This window comes from Pseudomonas sp. F9001, assembly GCF_013385435.1.
In the GTDB taxonomy this organism is placed as follows: domain Bacteria; phylum Pseudomonadota; class Gammaproteobacteria; order Pseudomonadales; family Pseudomonadaceae; genus Aquipseudomonas.
In genome coordinates, this window is the sequence record NZ_JACAPX010000005.1 from 188,355 (window position 1) to 206,955 (window position 18,601).

The 18,601-nt window shown below is 61.8% G+C and carries 16 protein-coding genes; 11 read left to right on the plus strand and 5 right to left on the minus strand.

Annotated features, from left to right (window positions below; translation table 11 throughout):
• Positions 1-21 precede the first annotated feature (21 nt).
• Positions 22-1,830, minus strand: a complete 1,809-nt coding sequence (locus HX818_RS03830; RefSeq protein WP_177008120.1) for an ABC transporter transmembrane domain-containing protein — start codon at positions 1,828-1,830, stop codon at positions 22-24.
• Between the two features lie 216 nt (positions 1,831-2,046).
• Here HX818_RS03830 and HX818_RS03835 point away from each other — a divergent pair, with 216 nt between their 5' ends.
• On the plus strand, positions 2,047-2,220 hold the full coding sequence (locus HX818_RS03835; protein ID WP_003218992.1) for a PA1571 family protein: 174 nt from the start codon (positions 2,047-2,049) through the stop codon (positions 2,218-2,220).
• A gap of 51 nt (positions 2,221-2,271) precedes the next feature.
• Here HX818_RS03835 and pdxB read toward each other — a convergent pair whose 3' ends face one another.
• Complete coding sequence (pdxB, locus tag HX818_RS03840) at positions 2,272-3,414, minus strand: 4-phosphoerythronate dehydrogenase PdxB (protein WP_008437589.1); 1,143 nt, start codon at positions 3,412-3,414, stop codon at positions 2,272-2,274.
• A 308-nt stretch (positions 3,415-3,722) separates the two neighbouring features.
• On the opposite strand from pdxB, the gene HX818_RS03845 reads away from it, so the two are divergent.
• Entirely contained in the window at positions 3,723-5,111 is a 1,389-nt protein-coding gene (locus HX818_RS03845; protein ID WP_032899660.1) for an MATE family efflux transporter, read from the plus strand.
• Here HX818_RS03845 and tusA read toward each other — a convergent pair.
• Both tusA and rlmM read right to left on the minus strand, forming a co-directional pair.
• The gene (gene tusA, locus HX818_RS03850) at positions 5,108-5,359 is read right to left on the minus strand and encodes a sulfurtransferase TusA (protein ID WP_003218998.1); all 252 of its coding nucleotides are present in this window, start codon (positions 5,357-5,359) and stop codon (positions 5,108-5,110) included. The genes HX818_RS03845 and tusA overlap by 4 nt on opposite strands.
• Positions 5,360-5,467: 108 nt before the next feature.
• Positions 5,468-6,541 (minus strand): 23S rRNA (cytidine(2498)-2'-O)-methyltransferase RlmM, encoded by a 1,074-nt coding sequence (gene rlmM / locus HX818_RS03855; protein WP_003219000.1) that lies wholly within the window; start codon positions 6,539-6,541, stop codon positions 5,468-5,470.
• A gap of 191 nt (positions 6,542-6,732) precedes the next feature.
• Between rlmM and acnA the strand changes: the two genes are divergently transcribed.
• The 3 genes from acnA to HX818_RS03870 all read left to right on the plus strand — a co-directional run bounded on the left by acnA (position 6,733) and on the right by HX818_RS03870 (position 12,028).
• Complete coding sequence (gene acnA, locus HX818_RS03860) at positions 6,733-9,474, plus strand: aconitate hydratase AcnA (protein WP_177008122.1); 2,742 nt, start codon at positions 6,733-6,735, stop codon at positions 9,472-9,474.
• A 111-nt stretch (positions 9,475-9,585) separates the two neighbouring features.
• The gene (locus HX818_RS03865) at positions 9,586-10,377 is read left to right on the plus strand and encodes a CPBP family intramembrane glutamic endopeptidase (protein ID WP_003219003.1); all 792 of its coding nucleotides are present in this window, start codon (positions 9,586-9,588) and stop codon (positions 10,375-10,377) included.
• 85 nt (positions 10,378-10,462) lie between these two features.
• On the plus strand, positions 10,463-12,028 hold the full coding sequence (locus tag HX818_RS03870) for a PAS domain-containing methyl-accepting chemotaxis protein (RefSeq protein WP_003219005.1): 1,566 nt from the start codon (positions 10,463-10,465) through the stop codon (positions 12,026-12,028).
• Between the two features lie 81 nt (positions 12,029-12,109).
• On the opposite strand, the gene HX818_RS03875 is transcribed toward HX818_RS03870, so the two are convergent.
• Positions 12,110-12,799: an alpha/beta family hydrolase gene (locus HX818_RS03875; protein WP_177019527.1), complete on the minus strand. Its 690-nt coding sequence runs from the start codon at positions 12,797-12,799 to the stop codon at positions 12,110-12,112.
• A gap of 79 nt (positions 12,800-12,878) precedes the next feature.
• Here HX818_RS03875 and ccoN (HX818_RS03880) point away from each other — a divergent pair, with 79 nt between their 5' ends.
• From ccoN (HX818_RS03880) to ccoO (HX818_RS03905), 6 genes are all read left to right on the plus strand, one after another.
• On the plus strand, positions 12,879-14,303 hold the full coding sequence (ccoN, locus tag HX818_RS03880) for a cytochrome-c oxidase, cbb3-type subunit I (RefSeq protein ID WP_003219009.1): 1,425 nt from the start codon (positions 12,879-12,881) through the stop codon (positions 14,301-14,303).
• A 10-nt stretch (positions 14,304-14,313) separates the two neighbouring features.
• Positions 14,314-14,922, plus strand: a complete 609-nt coding sequence (gene ccoO, locus HX818_RS03885) for a cytochrome-c oxidase, cbb3-type subunit II (RefSeq protein WP_003219010.1) — start codon at positions 14,314-14,316, stop codon at positions 14,920-14,922.
• A gap of 3 nt (positions 14,923-14,925) precedes the next feature.
• Positions 14,926-15,132: a cbb3-type cytochrome c oxidase subunit 3 gene (locus HX818_RS03890; RefSeq protein ID WP_003219012.1), complete on the plus strand. Its 207-nt coding sequence runs from the start codon at positions 14,926-14,928 to the stop codon at positions 15,130-15,132.
• Entirely contained in the window at positions 15,129-16,076 is a 948-nt protein-coding gene (ccoP, locus tag HX818_RS03895) for a cytochrome-c oxidase, cbb3-type subunit III (RefSeq protein WP_003219014.1), read from the plus strand. Before HX818_RS03890 ends, ccoP begins: the two co-directional genes overlap by 4 nt.
• Positions 16,077-16,549: 473 nt before the next feature.
• Complete coding sequence (ccoN, locus tag HX818_RS03900) at positions 16,550-17,992, plus strand: cytochrome-c oxidase, cbb3-type subunit I (RefSeq protein WP_003219015.1); 1,443 nt, start codon at positions 16,550-16,552, stop codon at positions 17,990-17,992.
• Positions 17,992-18,600: a cytochrome-c oxidase, cbb3-type subunit II gene (gene ccoO, locus HX818_RS03905; protein WP_003193167.1), complete on the plus strand. Its 609-nt coding sequence runs from the start codon at positions 17,992-17,994 to the stop codon at positions 18,598-18,600. The genes ccoN (HX818_RS03900) and ccoO (HX818_RS03905) overlap by 1 nt, the downstream gene beginning before the upstream one ends.
• Position 18,601 lies beyond the last annotated feature (1 nt).

Sequence of the window (18,601 nt, forward strand, 5' to 3'; positions counted from 1 at the left end):
GCATTTTTTGTGGGCGGTGAATCAGTGGGTGGTCGACTCACCATCACTGAACTGCAACGCCGCCAGCCGTGCATACAGCGGATTGCTGGCGATCAGTTGCTGATGCGTCCCAACCGCCACCAGCTTGCCCTGGTCCATCACGGCAATCCGGTCGGCATTCTTCACCGTGGCCAGCCGGTGGGCGATGACCAGGGTGGTGCGCCCTTCCATCAACTGCGGCAGCGCCTGCTGGATCAGGTGTTCGCTCTGGGCGTCCAGCGCGCTGGTGGCTTCGTCCAGCAGCAGGATCGGTGCATCCACCAACAAAGCCCGGGCGATGGCCAGGCGTTGGCGCTGGCCGCCCGAAAGGCCCATGCCGCCGTCGCCCAGGTGGGTCTGGTAGCCGTCGGGCATTTGCAAAATGAAGTCGTGGGCGTGGGCGATGCGCGCCGCCTCCTCGACCTGGGCAAAGGTGGCCGTCGGATTGCCGTAGCGGATGTTCTCCTCAACGCTGCCGAAAAACAGCGCCGGGCTCTGGGACACCAGGGCGAAACAGCGGCGCAGGTCCAGCGGATCCAGCTCGGTCAGCGGGTGGCCTTCAAGCAGGATGCGGCCTTGCTGGGGATCGTAGAAACGCAGCAACAGATCGAACATCGTCGATTTACCCGCGCCGGACGGACCGACCAGGGCCAGGGTTTCGCCGGCATTGATGCTCAGGCTCAAGCCGTCGATGGCAAAACGATCCGGACGCGAAGGATAGGAGAAGCGCAAATCCTGGATTTCCAGGCGGCCGCTGACCCGCTCCGGCAACTTGATCACGTTGGCTTCGGGCGCCTTGATCTCATTGCTCGACTGCAGCAATTCGCCAATCCGCTCCGCCGCACCGGCGGCGCGCTGCAACTCGCCCAACACTTCACTCAACGTACCGACGGCACTGCCGACGATCAGGCTGTAGAACACGAACGCCGCCAGCTCACCACCGGAAATGCGCCCGCCGATCACGTCCATGCCGCCGACCCAGAGCATCACGCCCACGGCGCCCAGCACCAGCATGATCACCAGGGTAATCAGCCAGGCGCGCTGCACGATGCGTTTGCGGGCGGTGGTGAAGGCCTCTTCCACCGTCAGCGCGAAGCGCTGTTCGTCCTGGACCTGGTGGTTGTAGGCCTGCACGGTCTTGATCTGGCCGAGGGTCTCGGACACATAGCTGCCGACATCGGCGATGCGGTCCTGGCTCTGGCGCGACAGGCTGCGCACCCGGCGGCCGAAGATCAGGATCGGCGCCAGCACCAGTGGCAGCGCTATCACGACGATGCTGGTGAGCTTGGGGTTGGTGACAAACAGCAGCACGATCCCGCCGATCACCATCAAGGCGTTGCGCAGGAACAGCGACAGCGAGGAGCCGATCACCGATTGCAGCAAGGTGGTGTCGGTGGTCAGCCGGGACTGGATTTCCGAGCTGCGGTTGTTTTCGTAGAAGCCCGGATGCAGGTAGATCAAGTGGTTGAACACCTGCCGCCGGATGTCCGCCACCACCCGCTCGCCGATCCACGATACCAGGTAAAACCGCGCAAAGGTGCCCACCGCCAGGCCCAGCACCAGGATCATGAACAGACCGATGGATTGGTTGAGCAGGTGCGGCGACTGGGTCATGAACCCCTGGTCCACCAGCAGGCGAATACCCTGGCCCATGGACAAGGTAATGCCGGCGGTGACGATCAGCGCCAACAAGGCGCCCAGGGCCTGCCAGCGGTAGGGAGCGACGAAGCGACTGGCCAGGCGAATCGCGCGGCGTTGACGGGCTGAGAGCATGGAGGGTTTCACCTGAAGGTTGGAGACGGGAACCTGCATAGCTACATGGGGGGAACTTGAGCGAATCACAATGAGTCAGGTTAATTATGCTCACCGAACCTAGGCCCTAGAGGCTATCGGTCTAAGGACCGGCTGGAAATTTGTATCGGTTTCTGCTGGACTGGGCATTCGATCTGCGGGCCGCGCAAGGAGTTGTAACAACGCGGTCACGCGGGGGTTTTAAAGTAGGTACACAACCTGATGAGGAGACGGGCCATGTCCTTGCAAAACAGCAGCAACGCCAAAATTCAAGTGATCCGCCAACCGCAGCAATTGCCTTGCTCGTACATCGACGCTCAGGGCCGCGAAGTGCAAATCACCGAAGAAATGATCCAGAGCGCGTGCGCCGAACTGGAACAGAAATTGGTCAAGCCTGCCAAGCGAGGCTGATTCGCCCACGCTCTCTTAAACCCGGCCTTGATGGCCGGGTTTTTTATGCCTTCAAATTGCCTGTGCGCCCAATGCTGCCACGATGCTCGACAAGGCGGCAGACTCGCCGTTGATCCGCACTTTCAAGCCGTCAATCTCACGCCGCTCGGGGTAGTGCTTGCGCAATAGGTCGAAGGCCTTGCGCTGCTCATCCACTGTGCCTACCAGGCTGCGGCGGAAATCCGCGTCATCACGGCGCGGGTCGTACACGCTGCGGCACAGGGTCGCCAGGGCCCAGGCCGGATCGGTATTGGCATTGAGGCTGACTTCGGCCAGCCACGGCTCCGGCAGCAAGTCGCTCAATTGAATCGTCGGGTCCTGACCAAGATGCCGGCAAAACGCCTGATAGATCTGCGCCGTGCCGCGCTGCTTGCCGTCCAGGCTGTAGCCGGCGATATGCGGGGTGGCCAGCACACACAGGTCGGCCAGGTCGACGTCCACCTGCGGCTCGCCTTCCCACACATCCAGCACGGCCTGCAGGTCTTCGCGCTCCAGCAGCACCTCCTTGAGGGCGGCGTTGTCCACCACCGGGCCACGGCTGGCGTTGATCAGCCAGGCACCGGGCTTGAGCTGGTTGAGGCGCTCGCGGTCGAACAAGTGCCAGGTGGAGCCGTTGCCGGATTTGTTCAGCGGCGTGTGCAGACTGATCACATCGCACTGCTCGACGATCTGCTCCAGGCTGACGTAATCACCGTCCTCGGCGATCTGCCGGGGCGGGTCGCACACCAGCACGTTCCAGCCCAACGCCTTGAGCACCTTGACCAGACGCCCGCCGACTTCACCGGCCCCCACCACACCGTAGGTGCGCTGGGCCAGGTCGGCGCCTTCGATCTCGGCCAGGGTCAGCAGGCTGCCCAGTACATAGTCGACCACGCCACGGGCATTGCAGCCGGGGGCGCTGGACCACTGGATGCCGGCGCGCTGGAAGTAATCGAGGTCGAGGTGATCAGTGCCGATGGTGCAGGTGCCGACAAACCGCACCGGCGTGCCTTCGAGCAAGGCCCGGTTGACGTTGGTCACTGAACGCACCAGCAGCACATCGGCCTGCTCGATAGTCGCGCGGTCAATGGACCGGCCCGGAACCCGGCGAATCTCGCCAAATCCTTCGAAGAATGCATCGAGCAGCGGGATATTTTCGTCGGCAACAATCAGCATGGCAGGCTCCTTTCGCGGATCAGCAGTGTACAGCGGTTTTCCTTGTGGCGAGGGAGCTTGCTCCCGCTGGAGTGCGCAGCGCTCCCAAATGCAGCACCGTGTTTTTTCAGGTACACATCGGTTGCCCGTTATGGGGCTGCTGCGCAGCCCAGCGGGAGCAAGCTCCCTCACCACAGCAAGCGCCCTCGCCACAAAACGCTGCATTTGCGCGGGGATGTGTTTACAAATCCACAACACAGGTTTTTTCCTGACCAACACGTCAAGGCGTAGAATGCGCCGTCCTGCGCTCCCCTATCGGACATCTGTACGTGAACACTGCCACAACCACCACCGCCCTTTCTCGCCCCGCCCGCGTCAGCCTTGAAGTGCGCAACCTGCTGGCCCTGGCGCTGCCGATCATGATCGGGCAACTGGCGACCACCGCCATGGGGTTCGTCGATGCCGTGATGGCCGGGCGTGTCAGCTCCCGAGACCTGGCGGCGGTCGCCCTGGGCAACTCCATCTGGATCCCGGTGTACCTGCTGATGACCGGCACCCTGTTGGCCACCACGCCGAAAGTCGCCCAGCGCTTTGGTGCCGGCACCCACGGTGAAATCGGCCCGCTGGTGCGCCAGTCGATGTGGCTGGCACTGGTGGTGGGAATTACCGCGCTGCTGTTGCTGATCAGCGCCGAACCGATCCTGCACCTGATGAAGGTCGATCCCGAGCTGATCAAGCCCTGCATGGGCTACCTGCACGGCATCGCTTCGGGCATGCCGGCCATTGCGTTGTATTACGTGCTGCGCTGCTTCAGCGACGGGCTGGGCCGAACGCGGCCGAGCATGGTCATGGGCCTGTGCGGGCTGGCGCTGAATATTCCGCTGAACTATGTGTTCATCTACGGCCACTTCGGCGTGCCGGCCATGGGCGGCATCGGTTGCGGCTGGGCCACGGCGATCGTGATGTGGGTGATGATGCTTGGCCTGGCCGCCTGGACCCGCTGGGCGCCGGTGTATCAGAGCAGCGAGCTGTTCAAGCGCTTTGACTGGCCGCAATGGTCGGTGATCAAGCGTGTGTTGAGCATTGGCTTGCCCATCGGGATCGCGGTGTTCGCCGAGTCGAGCATTTTTGCGGTGATCGCGCTGCTGATCGGCAGCCTCGGCGCCACGGTGGTGGCCGGGCACCAGATCGCGCTGAACTTCAGCTCGCTGGTGTTCATGATCCCCTACTCCCTGAGCATGGCGGTCACCGTGCGCGTGGGCCAGGCCCTGGGCCGTGGCGAACCCCGTGAGGCGCGCTTTGCCGCGGGTGTCGGAATGGGCACCGCGCTGGTGTATGCCTGCCTGTCCTGCAGCCTGATGCTGCTGTTTCGCGAACAGATCGCCACCATCTACACCCAGGACCCGCTGGTGATCCAGGTGGCGGCGATGCTGATTGTGTTTGCGGCGCTGTTTCAGTTCTCGGACGCGATCCAGGTCACGGCCGCCGGCGCACTACGTGGTTACCAGGACACTCGGGTGACCATGGTGCTGACGTTGTTTGCGTATTGGGGCGTGGGCTTGCCGGTGGGCTACGCGCTGGGGCTGACCGAGTGGCTGGGCGACGCCCGCGGCCCGAGCGGCTTGTGGCAGGGGCTGATCGTGGGCCTGAGCTGTGCCGCGGCGATGTTGGTGATCCGCCTGGTGCGCAGCGCACGCAAGCGGATTCGCCGGGCTTAAGCCGATTTCTTGCGGATCCAGTATAGGTAAGTACCGGCCTGTTCCTGCTGGTCCACCAGTTCATGGTCGAGAAACACGCAGAACTTGGGGATGTCGCGACGGGTCGACGGATCGGTCGCGATCACCTTGAGCAAGCCACCGGGCGCCAGGTCGCGGATGTGCTGGTGCAGCATCATCACCGGTTCCGGGCAGTTGAGGCCGGTGGCGTCGAGGACGGCATCGACGGGTAAATCAGGGGTCAGGCTCATGGTTTACTCCTAAACAGGCCGGCATTTTAACGGTAACGCGGGGCGCCAGGTAGCCAGCGGCGCCCTCGGTTTTTTCGCGAGCAAGCTCGCTCCTACATTGAGCAGCGTTTACCGGGCCTTTGGCTTCTTCACATCCAACCGGCGCAAATGGCAGGTCACTTCTTCACGGTCGTGGTACAGCTGCTTGCAGCCGATCTCCACCCGGATGCCACGTTCCTTGAAGCCTTCCGCGATGCGTTCAAGTAGGCGCTTCACTTCGGCATAACGCTGCTTCATCGGCAACTTCAGGTTGACCACTGCTTCGCGGCAATGTCCCTCGCCGATCCAGGTTTCCAACAGGGCCGCATTGCGCGCCGGTTTTTCGACGATGTCGCAGACCATCCAGTCCACCGGCTGCTTGGGGGTGTAGATGAAGCCGTCGGCCATCAAGTGCTGCACCAGCCCGGTGTCCATCAGGCTTTCGGCCATCGGGCCGTTGTCGATGGCGGTCACCAGCATGCCGCGGTTGACCAGTTGCCAGGTCCAGCCGCCAGGCGCTGCGCCGAGGTCGACGCCGGTCATGTCGCTGTGCAGGCGCTCGTCCCACTGATCACGGGGGATAAAGTGGTGCCAGGCCTCTTCCAGCTTCAAGGTCGAGCGGCTTGGCGCGTCCCGCGGGAATTTGAGGCGCGGGATGCCCATCGGCCACATGGCCGAGTTGTTCGACTCGGCCAGGCCCATGAACACTTCGCGGCCACTCTTGAAGGTCAACAGCAGGCGCGGCTTGCTGGCGTCTTCCACCAGTTTGCCGGCGGCCATCAGCGCCTTGCGCAAGTGAACTTCGAATTTCTTGCAGAAGTTCGACAGCTCCTTGCCGTCATTGGTGTCGACCATTTCCAGCCACAGGCTGCCGCACACCGGGAAATCCCGCAGGTGCGCGAGGATCACGCTGATACGGTCGGTTTCCGGCAAGTCGATGAACACCCCGCGCGCCCACTGCCTCGGGAAGATCAGCTCGGCAAAGCGTTGGCCGCGCATCAGGCGCTGGGCGCCGTCTTCTTCGGTGCAGACAAATTCGGCGCAGGCGCTGCCGGTCTTGGCCTTGGCATAGCCCGAAACGTTCAGGCGTGCGGCGTGTTCCGCGATCTCGGAACAGACTTCGCCTTCAAAACCCGGGCGGCAGTGCATAAAAAGGGTGTTCATCAACTCTCCTGGATCACGGGCTTGCTATAGCGCAATGCCTGTCATGAAAACGCGCGCATGATAGCCGAGTTCGGAACCTTGGACTTATTGATAGAGTCCAGTAATTAGCCAGCTACTTAAAACAGGGCTAATTTGTAAGCTCTGTTCGTCCCGTCAGGTCCGTAGCCGTGCGGACCATAAGGAGTCATGTAATGTCATCCCTTGATAGTCTGAGAACCCTTAAAACCTTACAGATCGACGACAAGACCTATCACTACTTCAGCCTGCCCGAAGCCGCCAAGAGCCTGGGTGATCTGGACAAGCTGCCGATGTCCCTCAAGGTGCTGCTGGAAAACCTGCTGCGCTGGGAAGACGAAAAGACCGTCACCGGTGCCGACCTCAAGGCCATTGCCGCCTGGCTCAAGGAGCGCCGCTCCGACCGCGAGATCCAGTACCGCCCCGCCCGGGTGCTGATGCAAGACTTTACCGGCGTGCCCGCCGTGGTCGACCTGGCCGCCATGCGCGCCGCCGTGGCCAAGGCCGGCGGTGACCCGCAACGCATCAACCCGCTGTCACCGGTGGACCTGGTGATCGACCACTCGGTGATGGTCGACAAGTTCGCCACCACCGGCGCCTTCCAGGAAAACGTCGACATCGAAATGCAGCGCAACGGCGAACGCTACGCCTTCCTGCGCTGGGGCCAGAGCGCCTTCGACAACTTCAGCGTAGTGCCACCGGGCACCGGCATCTGTCACCAGGTCAACCTGGAATACCTCGGCCGCACCGTGTGGACCAAGGATGAAGACGGCCGCACCTATGCCTTCCCCGACACCCTGGTCGGCACCGACTCCCACACCACCATGATCAACGGCCTCGGCGTATTGGGCTGGGGTGTGGGCGGGATTGAAGCGGAAGCCGCGATGCTCGGGCAGCCCGTTTCGATGCTGATCCCGGAAGTGATCGGCTTCAAGCTCACCGGCAAGCTGAAAGAAGGCATCACCGCCACTGACCTGGTGCTGACCGTCACCCAGATGCTGCGTAAAAAGGGCGTGGTCGGCAAATTCGTCGAATTCTATGGCGACGGCCTGGCCGACCTGCCTTTGGCCGACCGCGCGACCATCGCCAACATGGCCCCGGAGTACGGCGCCACCTGTGGCTTCTTCCCGGTGGATGAAGTAACCCTGGACTACCTGCGCCTGTCGGGCCGTCCTGCAGAAACCGTCAAACTGGTGGAGGCCTACACCAAGGCCCAGGGCCTGTGGCGCAATGCAGGTCAGGAGCCGATCTTTACCGACAGCCTGGCGCTGGACATGGCCAGCGTCGAAGCCAGCCTGGCCGGGCCTAAACGTCCGCAAGACCGTGTCTCACTGCCTAACGTCGGCCAGGCCTTCAGCGATTTCCTCGACCTGCAATTCAAGCCCACCAACAAGGAAGAAGGCCGCCTGGAAAGCGAAGGCGGCGGCGGTGTTGCGGTGGGCAACGCCGACCTGATCGGTGAAGCCGACTACGACTTCGAAGGCCAGACCTATCGCCTGAAAAACGGCGCGGTGGTGATCGCGGCCATTACCTCCTGCACCAACACCTCCAACCCGAGCGTGATGATGGCGGCGGGACTGGTGGCGAAAAAGGCCGTGGAGAAAGGACTGAAGAGCAAGCCCTGGGTGAAAACCTCCCTGGCGCCGGGCTCCAAAGTCGTGACTGATTACTACAAAGCGGCAGGCTTGACCCAATACCTCGACAAGCTGGGCTTCGACCTGGTGGGTTATGGCTGCACCACCTGTATCGGCAACTCCGGGCCGCTGCCCGAGCCGATCGAAAAAGCCATCCAGAAAGCCGACCTGGCCGTGGCCTCGGTGCTCTCGGGCAACCGTAACTTCGAAGGCCGGGTGCATCCCCTGGTGAAAACCAACTGGCTGGCCTCCCCGCCCCTCGTGGTGGCCTATGCCCTGGCCGGCACCGTGCGCATGGACATCAGCAGCGAACCACTGGGCACCGGCTCTGACGGAAAACCGGTGTACCTGCGGGACATCTGGCCCAGCAGCAAGGAAATCGCCGACGCCGTTGCGCAAGTCAGCACCCAGATGTTCCACAAGGAATACGCCGAGGTGTTTGCCGGTGATGAACAGTGGCAGGCCATTGAAGTGCCGCAGGCTGCAACCTACGTGTGGCAGAAGGACTCCACCTACATCCAGCACCCACCGTTCTTCGACGACATCGGCGGCCCGCTGCCGGTGATCGAAGACGTCAAGGGCGCCAATGTGCTGGCATTGCTGGGGGACTCGGTGACCACCGACCACATATCCCCTGCCGGCAACATCAAGACCGACAGCCCGGCCGGCAAATACCTGCGCGAGCAAGGCGTCGAACCGCGGGACTTCAACTCCTACGGCTCGCGTCGCGGCAACCATGAAGTGATGATGCGCGGCACCTTCGCCAACATCCGCATCCGCAACGAAATGCTCGGCGGCGAGGAAGGCGGCAATACGATCTACATCCCTACCGGCGAGAAAATGCCGATCTATGACGCCGCCATGAAATACCAGGCCTCGGGCACCCCGCTGGTGGTGATCGCCGGCCAGGAATACGGCACCGGCTCAAGCCGTGACTGGGCGGCCAAGGGCACCAACCTGCTGGGGGTCAAGGCGGTGATCGCCGAGAGTTTCGAGCGGATTCACCGTTCCAACCTGGTGGGCATGGGCGTGCTGCCCCTGCAGTTCAAGCTGGACCAGAACCGCAAGGCACTCAAGCTGACCGGCAAGGAGAAGATCGACATCCTCGGGCTGACCCACGCCGAGATCGAGCCACGCATGAACCTGACGCTGGTGATCACCCGTGAGGATGGCAGCAGCGAGAAGGTCGAAGTGCTGTGCCGCATCGACACCCTCAATGAGGTCGAGTACTTCAAGGCCGGCGGGATCCTGCACTACGTGTTGCGGCAGTTGATTGCCTCGTAACTGACACGCGCTACCCAAAACACCGCCTTCCCTGGCGGTGTTTTCATTTTTACCGTCGGTGACGCTCGGTATACTGCCGCCCTCAGATTTTGACTGTCACAAGGATTCCCCATGCTTGCATTGCCATGGCTGTACCTGGCGCTTCTTTCCATCGGCTATGTACTTGCCTTGAGCTACGGGCAATTGGGGTTAATGGCGGCACTGTCTGTCGCCATGCTGCTGTTGGCCGGGTTTGCCGTGCGGCAACAGCGAAACCCGTGGGTACGCTATCTGGGCCACGGGCTGTTTATCGTGCTGGCGCTGGGGCTGGCGATGCATTGGCTGCCGGGGTTCTACAACGGTCGCGGGATCGCGCCGCAGCGTTTTACGGACGACGCCGTGCCTTTCTCGATGTACCTGAACCAGGACAAACCGTTGATTGGCTTCTGGCTGCTGCTGGCCTGCCCGTGGATTGTTGCGCGCCGGTCCCTGCGCCTGTCGATCTACGCCACCGCCCTGGCGTTGACACTGACGGCGATTGCCGCCCTGGGCGGCGCTGCGTTGCTGGGCGTCATCAGTTGGGCCCCGAAGTGGCCGGAGCAGGCCTGGCTGTGGGTGTTGAATAACCTGCTGCTGGTGACCCTGGTGGAGGAAGCGCTGTTCCGCGGTTATATCCAGGGCGGCCTGAGCCGACGGTTCAAGCAATTGCCCTATGGTGAAAACCTCGCCCTGCTGTTGGCCGCCCTGCTGTTCGGCCTGGTACACCTGGGCGCAGGCTGGCAGTGGACCCTGCTGGCGACCATCGCAGGCCTGGGCTACGGCCTGGCGTATCGCTTTGGCGGATTGGGCGCGGCGATCGTTACGCACTTCGGGCTGAACCTGCTGCATTTCGGGTTGTTTACCTATCCGATGCTGGCGGGCTGAGGCTGCGCCGATTGTTGCAAAAAATAAGTTAAATAAAACCCCGCGACGGTCGACAACCTGTCAAAGCCTTGCGGATTGAACAATCATGCGTAATAACCAACCCGTTACCCAGCGCGAACGTACCTTCCCCGCTCAGCAACGGTTGATCTCCACCACGGATGCCAAAGGCGTGATCACCTACTGCAACGACGCCTTCGTCGAGATCAGCGGGTTTTCCCATGACGAACTGCTGCGTGCCCCGCACAACCTGGTTCGTCATCCGGATGTGCCGGCGGCAGTGTTCGCACACATGTGGTCCACGCTCAAACAAGGCTTGCCATGGATGGGCATCGTCAAGAACCGCTGCAAGAGCGGTGATCACTATTGGGTCAACGCCTATGTGACACCGGTCTTCGACGGCAACCAGGTGATCGGCTATGAGTCGGTGCGGGTCAAGCCCACCGCCGAGCAGATCCGCCGTGCCGAAGCGCTTTACCAGCGCATCAACCAGGGCAAGCCGGCCATCCCGCGCCGCGACAAGTGGCTGCCGGTGTTGCAGGATTGGCTGCCGTTTATCCTGGTCAGCCAGTTGAGCTTCCTGATTGGCGTCTGGCTCAATTCCCACTGGGGCTTTGCCCTGGCAGCGGCGCTGTCGGTACCGCTGGGCCTGTTGGGCCTGAGCTGGCAACAACGCGGGCTCAAGCGCTTGCTGCGCCTGGCCGAACAGACCACCTCAGACCCGCTGATCGCGCAGATGTACACCGACAGCCGCGGCGCCCAGGCGCGCCTGGAAATGTCGATCCTCAGCCAGGAGGCGCGCCTGAAGACGTGTCTTACCCGTTTGCAGGACACGGCTGAACACCTCAACTCCCAGGCGGCGCAGTCCAATACCCTGGCGCATAACAGCTCCAGCGGTCTTGAACGCCAGCGCGTGGAAACCGAACAGGTGGCCACCGCGGTCAACCAGATGGCCGCGACGACTCAGGAAGTCGCCAGCCATGTGCAACGCACCGCCGATGCCACCCAGGAAGCCAATCGCCTGACCGGGCGTGGCCGTGATATCGCCGGCGAAACCCGCGAAGCGATTCAGCGCCTGTCGGTGGCCGTGGGCGAGACCGGCGTGACCGTGACCCAACTGGCCAAGGACAGTGACGAAATCGGTGGCGTGGTGGATGTGATCAAAGGCATCGCCGACCAGACCAACCTGCTGGCGCTGAACGCGGCCATCGAAGCGGCCCGTGCCGGGGAGATGGGTCGCGGCTTTGCGGTGGTGGCCGACGAAGTGCGGCAACTGGCCCAGCGCACCAGCGAGTCCACCGGGCAGATTCATGCGCTGATCGCCAAGCTGCAACAGACCGCCAGCGCGGCCGTACAAACCATGGACGCCGGGCATCGCCAGGCGGAAGAAGGTGTGGCACGGGTGATGGAAGCGGATCAGGCGCTGATCGGGATCAGCGAGGCGGTGGCGCACATCACTGATATGACGGCGCAGATTGCGGCGGCGACCGAAGAGCAGAGCTCGGTGGCGGAAGAGATCAGCCGTAACATCAGCACCATTGCGCTGCTGGCGGACCAGACGTCGGAACAGGCGTTGAATTCGGCGCAGTTGAGTGAAGAGCTGACGCATACCGCCAATACTCAGTATTCGCTGGTAGAACGCTTTAACCGGTAAACCGCTTTCGCGAGCAAGCCCGCTCCCACATTTGGAATGCATTTCAAATGTGGGAGCGGGCTTGCTCGCGAAAGGGCCCTATCAGGCGCCGAGAAACCCGGCCACCTTCACCGCCGCAGCCTCCAGATGCTGCTCATGACTGAACCCCGAAGCCTTCAACGGCTTCAAATCATGATCCCCCGCCACCAGCCACATCACCTCGATGCTCGGCGACAACACGTACCCTTCCACCGCCGCCCGATTGCCCAGTGCATCCCGCTCACCCTGCACAATCAACGTCGGCGTCTTCAGCCCGGCCAGGTGCTCGGTCCGTGGCTTCTCCGGCTTGCCCACCGCATAGAACGGATAACCCAGGCACACCAGCGCGTCCGCGCCCAATTCATCCGCCAATAGACTGGCCATCCGCCCGCCCATGGACTTGCCGCCAACGGCCAGTTTCCCAGCGACATGACGTCGCACCTCGGCATACACCTCACGCCAGCATTCCAGCAGTTTCGGGGCTGGATTGGGTGGGCGTTTGCCCCCGTCCACACGGCGCTGGGCCATGTAGGGAAACTCGAAGCGCAACACGTTCACGCCATGCCCGGCAAGGCGTGCAGCCATGTCGTTCATGAAGCCCGAGTCCATCGGCGCACCCGCGCCGTGGGCCAGGATCAACGTCGTGGGCGTACGCGCGATAGACCCTGTGGCGACATCCCACAACCAGCCGCGTTCCCGCACACACTGCGCCCATTGATCCCCGTCAATACTGGCCTTGTGCTCTTTGCCCATGCTTGCCTCGCTTTTTAGTCTGCCTATAACTCCAGCCCAAGTGCCGCACTTGCTTGGGTTGAACCGTGGATGGGGAACCATGAACACTACTTTAAGTACCGCCTATAACTACAAGGTGGTCCGCCAATTCGCCATTATGACGGTGGTGTGGGGCATCGTCGGCATGGGGCTCGGGGTTTTTCTCGCTGCCCAGTTGGTATGGCCCGAACTCAACTTCAATTTGCCCTGGACCAGTTTCGGCCGCTTGCGCCCGCTGCACACCAACGCGGTGATCTTTGCCTTTGGCGGTTGCGCGCTGTTTGCCAGCTCCTTCTACTCGGTGCAACGCACCTGCCAGACCCAATTGTTCGCGCCAAAGATCGCGCAGTTCTGCTTCTGGGGCTGGCAGCTGGTGATTGTGCTGGCCGCGATCACCTTGCCGCTGGGCTACACCAGCTCCAAGGAATACGCCGAGCTGGAATGGCCGATCGACATCCTGATCACCATCGTCTGGGTGGCCTATGCCATCGTGTTCTTCGGCACGGTGATGAAGCGCAACACCAAGCACATCTACGTCGGTAACTGGTTCTTCGGTGCGTTCATCATCACCGTAGCGATCCTGCATATCGTCAACAACCTGGAAATCCCGGTCAGCCTGACCAAGTCCTACTCGCTGTACGGCGGTGCGACGGATGCCATGGTGCAGTGGTGGTACGGGCATAACGCGGTAGGCTTTTTCCTCACCGCCGGCTTCCTGGGGATGATGTACTACTTCGTGCCGAAACAGGCCGAACGTCCGGTGTATTCCTATCGCCTGTCCATCGTGCACTTCTGGGCACTGATCACCCTGTACATCTGGGCCGGCCCGCACCACTTGCACTACACCGCGCTGCCGGACTGGGCACAGTCCCTGGGCATGGTGATGTCGCTGGTACTGCTGGCACCGAGCTGGGGCGGGATGATCAACGGGATGATGACCCTGTCGGGCGCCTGGCATAAGTTGCGCAGCGACCCGATCCTGCGATTCCTGGTGGTTTCCCTGGCCTTCTACGGCATGTCGACCTTTGAAGGGCCGATGATGGCGATCAAGACGGTCAACGCCCTCTCCCACTACACCGACTGGACCATCGGCCACGTACACGCCGGGGCGCTGGGTTGGGTAGCGATGATCTCCATCGGCGCGCTGTATCACATGATCCCGAAAATCTTCGGTCGCGAGCAGATGTACAGCCTCGGCCTGATCAACGCGCACTTCTGGCTGGCCACCATCGGCACCGTGCTCTACATCGCCTCGATGTGGGTCAACGGCATCGCCCAGGGCCTGATGTGGCGTGCGGTCAACGAAGACGGCACCTTGACCTACTCCTTCGTCGAAACCCTGGTGGCCAGCCACCCAGGCTTCATCGTGCGACTGGTGGGCGGGGCGATCTTCCTCAGCGGCATGTTCCTGATGGCTTACAACACTTGGCGCACCGTGCGTTCGGCACAACCCGCCGAAGTCGCCGCTGCGGCGCAGATGGCCTGAGGAGTCGATGATGAAACACGAAACCATTGAAAAGAACGTCGGCCTGCTGATGCTGCTGATGGTGCTCGCCGTGAGTATCGGCGGCCTGACCCAGATTGTGCCGCTGTTCTTCCAGGATGTGACCAACAAGCCGGTGGAAGGCATGAAGCCCTACACCGCGCTGCAACTGGAAGGTCGCGACATCTATATCCGCGAAGGCTGCGTACAGTGCCATTCGCAGATGATCCGCCCGTTCCGCGCCGAAACAGAGCGTTATGGCCACTACTCGGTGGCCGGTGAAAGCGTGTGGGATCACCCGTTCCTGTGGGGCTCCAAGCGTACCGGGCCGGACCTGGCCCGCGTCGGCGCGCGCTACTCGGACGACTGGCACCGCGCGCACTTGTACAACCCGCGCAACGTGGTACCGGAATCGAAGATGCCGGCGTACCCATGGCTGGTCACCGCCCCGGTCGACAGCAGCCACACCGAGACCAAGCTCAAGGTGATGCGCACCCTCGGCGTGCCGTACACCGACGACGACATCGCCGGTGCCGTGGCCTCCCTCAAGGGCAAGACCGAGATGGACGCGCTGGTTTCGTACCTGCAAGTGCTCGGCACTGCCATCAAGAGCAAGAGGTGAGCCATGGGATTTGAATTCGATGCTGGAACCATCCGCGGCCTTGGCACGCTGGTCGTGGCCATCGCCTTCATCGGCCTGTCGCTGTGGGTGTTCAACTCCCGGCGCAACGCAGAGTTCGCCGAGGCGTGCCTGCTGCCGTTTGCCGATGAACCGCTACCGCCAACCCCCGACGCTCAAGAAGAGCCTGCAACAAGGAGCAACCGGCCATGACTACCTTCTGGAGTACATGGATCTGTGTACTGACCCTCGGCAGCCTGATCGGCCTGACCTGGCTGTTGATCGGCACCCGCAAGGGCGAGACCAAGGGCAGCGTGGACCAGACCATGGGCCACGCCTTCGACGGGATCGAGGAGTACGACAACCCGCTGCCACAATGGTGGTTCATGCTGTTCGCCGGCACCCTGGTGTTTGCCGTCGGCTACCTGATCCTCTACCCGGGCCTGGGCAACTGGAAAGGCGTGTTGCCGGGCTATGAAGATGGCTGGACCCAGACCAAGGAATGGGACAAGGAAATGGCCAAGGCCGACGCCAAATTCGGACCGATCTTCGCCAAATTCGCGGCCATGCCGGTGGAAGAAGTTGCCAAGGACCCGCAGGCGCTGAAAATGGGCGGCCGCCTGTTCGCCTCCAACTGCGCGGTGTGCCATGGCTCGGACGCCAAGGGCGCCTACGGCTTCCCGAACCTGGCAGACAACATCTGGCGCTGGGGCGGTTCGGCGGATGCAATCAAGATGACCATCATGAATGGCCGTCATGCCGCGATGCCGGCCTGGGGTGAAGTGCTGGGTGAGGACGGTGTGAAGAACGTCGCAGCCTATGTGCGTCATGAATTGGCGGGCCTGCCGCTGCCGGCTGACAGCACTGCGGATGTCGCCGCGGGCCAGGTGGCATTCAGCACCACCTGTGTCGCCTGCCACGGGCCGGAAGGCCATGGCGTGGAAGCCATGGGCGCGCCGAACCTGACGCAGCCAGGCGGCTTTATCTACGGCACCAGCCTGGCGCAGTTGCAGCAGACCATTCGCCACGGCCGCCAGGGCCAGATGCCTGCGCAGGAAGTACTGCAAGGCAATGACAAGGTGCACCTGCTGGCCGCCTATGTTTACAGCCTGTCCCACAATGCTGATGGCGCAACGCCTGACAGCCAACCCGAGTAATCCTGCACCCCCCAAAAGCCGCGCCTGATTCAGGCGCGGCTTTTTTTGCGACCCATTGTCGCACCCTTCCGATCACTGACTTTCCCCTCCTGCCATTCGGGTCTACGCTTGTTTGCACAGTGGACTGGCATTGGCCGGTCGACGGCCGACTTGCACTCGATGGGTTGAAACATTTCTGCTCGATGACAGGCGCAAAGGCTGGTACCTACCGGCTGTCGTGCCACTGGCCATTCGTCACCCGAGCTGCTTGTTTACACACACTCAGTTACAAGTACCTTCGACCCGTTTAAAATCCTGTCCAAGTCGTCAGCTTTTAACCCTGAATTTTGTCCTTACGCCAAACATGGAAAGGGCGCAGAATCTGGTTTGGAACGCATTGACGCAGGTCACCTTGCGTTGCAATGGAATCTTGCTTTCTCCATACTTGCGACCGATTTTTACCCTATAAAAAAACTAAACCGTGGAACCTTAGAATGAGCACAGCAATCAGTCCGACTGCTTATAACTATAAGGTAGTCCGCCAGTTCGCCATCATGACGGTGGTCTGGGGGATCCTTGGCATGGGGCTCGGCGTTTTCATTGCCTCGCAACTGGTTTGGCCAGAGTTGAATTTTGGCCTGCCATGGACGACATTTGGACGCCTGCGCCCGTTGCACACCAACCTGGTGATTTTCGCCTTCGGTGGATGTGCACTGTTTGCCACTTCTTACTACGTCGTGCAGCGAACCTGCCAAACGCGACTGATTTCCGATGCACTGGCGGCCTTTACCTTCTGGGGTTGGCAAGCGGTCATCGTGGGCGCGATCGTCACCCTGCCGCTGGGCTACACCACCACCAAGGAATACGCCGAGCTGGAATGGCCGATCGCCATTTTGCTGGCGATTGTCTGGGTGACCTACGCAGTGGTGTTCTTCGGCACCATCGTCAAGCGCAAGACCAAGCACATCTATGTCGGCAACTGGTTCTACGGGGCATTTATCCTGGTGACGGCGATGCTGCATATCGTCAACCATGCGTCCTTGCCGGTGAGCTTCTTCAAGTCCTACTCGGCCTACGCCGGTGCGACGGACGCAATGATCCAGTGGTGGTACGGCCACAACGCCGTAGGTTTCTTCCTCACCACCGGCTTCCTGGGGATGATGTACTACTTCGTGCCGAAACAGGCCGAGCGTCCGATCTACTCCTATCGCCTGTCCATCGTGCACTTCTGGGCCCTGATCACCCTGTACATCTGGGCCGGTCCGCACCACCTGCACTACACCGCATTACCGGACTGGGCCCAGTCCCTGGGCATGGCGATGTCGATCATCCTGCTCGCGCCAAGCTGGGGCGGCATGATCAACGGCATGATGACCCTGTCGGGCGCCTGGCATAAATTGCGCACCGACCCGATCCTGCGGTTCCTGGTGGTCTCCCTGGCGTTCTACGGCATGTCGACCTTCGAAGGCCCGATGATGGCCATCAAGACGGTCAACTCGCTGTCCCACTACACCGACTGGACCATCGGCCACGTACACGCCGGCGCCCTCGGTTGGGTAGCGATGATTTCCATCGGCGCGCTGTACCACATGATCCCGAAACTGTTCGGCCGTGCGCAGATGCACAGCGTCAGCCTGATCAACACGCACTTCTGGCTGGCCACCATCGGTACCGTGCTCTACATCGCCTCGATGTGGGTCAACGGCATCACCCAGGGCCTGATGTGGCGTGCAATCAACGATGACGGCACCCTCACCTACTCCTTCGTCGAAGGGCTGCAAGCCAGCCATCCGGGTTACATCGTGCGCGCCCTGGGCGGTGCGATCTTTGCCAGCGGCATGCTGTTCATGGCCTACAACGTGTGGCGCACCGTGCGTGCCTCCGACCCTGTAGAAGCCGAAGCCGCTACCAAGATCGCCGTTGTGGGAGCTCACTGATGAAGCATGAAGTAGTCGAGAAGAATATCGGCCTGCTGGCCTTCTTCATGGTCATCGCCGTGAGTATCGGCGGCCTGACCCAGATCGTTCCGCTGTTTTTCCAGGACGTGACCAACAAGCCGGTGGAAGGCATGAAGCCGCGCACCGCCCTTGAACTGGAAGGCCGCGACGTCTACATCGCCAACGGTTGTGTCGGCTGCCATTCGCAGATGATCCGCCCGTTCCGTGCCGAAACCGAACGCTACGGCCACTACTCGGTCGCCGGTGAAAGCGTGTGGGACCACCCATTCCTGTGGGGTTCCAAGCGTACCGGCCCGGACCTGGCCCGGGTCGGCGGTCGTTACTCCGATGACTGGCAGCGTGCGCACTTGTACAACCCGCGCAACGTGGTGCCCGAATCGAAAATGCCGGCGTACCCGTTCCTGGTCGAAAACAAACTCGACGGCAAGGACACCGCCAAGAAGATGGAAGTCTTGCGCACCCTGGGCGTGCCCTACACCGACGAAGACATCGCCGGCGCGGCAGCGGCCGTGAAGGGCAAGACCGAAATGGACGCACTGGTGGCCTACTTGCAAGGCCTTGGCACCATCATCAAAAGCAAACGGTGAT

Excerpts from the sequence above, each read along its gene's own strand:
- HX818_RS03830 (WP_177008120.1), bottom strand. The coding sequence starts at position 1,830 with ATGCAGGTTCCCGTCTCCAACCTTCAGGTGAAACCCTCCATGCTCTCA.
- HX818_RS03835 (WP_003218992.1), top strand. The coding sequence starts at position 2,047 with ATGTCCTTGCAAAACAGCAGCAACGCCAAAATTCAAGTGATCCGCCAA.
- pdxB (WP_008437589.1), bottom strand. The coding sequence starts at position 3,414 with ATGCTGATTGTTGCCGACGAAAATATCCCGCTGCTCGATGCATTCTTC.
- tusA (WP_003218998.1), bottom strand. The coding sequence starts at position 5,359 with ATGAGCCTGACCCCTGATTTACCCGTCGATGCCGTCCTCGACGCCACC.
- rlmM (WP_003219000.1), bottom strand. The coding sequence starts at position 6,541 with ATGAACACCCTTTTTATGCACTGCCGCCCGGGTTTTGAAGGCGAAGTC.
- acnA (WP_177008122.1), top strand. The coding sequence starts at position 6,733 with ATGTCATCCCTTGATAGTCTGAGAACCCTTAAAACCTTACAGATCGAC.
- HX818_RS03865 (WP_003219003.1), top strand. The coding sequence starts at position 9,586 with ATGCTTGCATTGCCATGGCTGTACCTGGCGCTTCTTTCCATCGGCTAT.
- HX818_RS03870 (WP_003219005.1), top strand. The coding sequence starts at position 10,463 with ATGCGTAATAACCAACCCGTTACCCAGCGCGAACGTACCTTCCCCGCT.
- HX818_RS03875 (WP_177019527.1), bottom strand. The coding sequence starts at position 12,799 with ATGGGCAAAGAGCACAAGGCCAGTATTGACGGGGATCAATGGGCGCAG.
- ccoN (WP_003219009.1), top strand. The coding sequence starts at position 12,879 with ATGAACACTACTTTAAGTACCGCCTATAACTACAAGGTGGTCCGCCAA.
- ccoO (WP_003219010.1), top strand. The coding sequence starts at position 14,314 with ATGAAACACGAAACCATTGAAAAGAACGTCGGCCTGCTGATGCTGCTG.
- HX818_RS03890 (WP_003219012.1), top strand. The coding sequence starts at position 14,926 with ATGGGATTTGAATTCGATGCTGGAACCATCCGCGGCCTTGGCACGCTG.
- ccoP (WP_003219014.1), top strand. The coding sequence starts at position 15,129 with ATGACTACCTTCTGGAGTACATGGATCTGTGTACTGACCCTCGGCAGC.
- ccoN (WP_003219015.1), top strand. The coding sequence starts at position 16,550 with ATGAGCACAGCAATCAGTCCGACTGCTTATAACTATAAGGTAGTCCGC.
- ccoO (WP_003193167.1), top strand. The coding sequence starts at position 17,992 with ATGAAGCATGAAGTAGTCGAGAAGAATATCGGCCTGCTGGCCTTCTTC.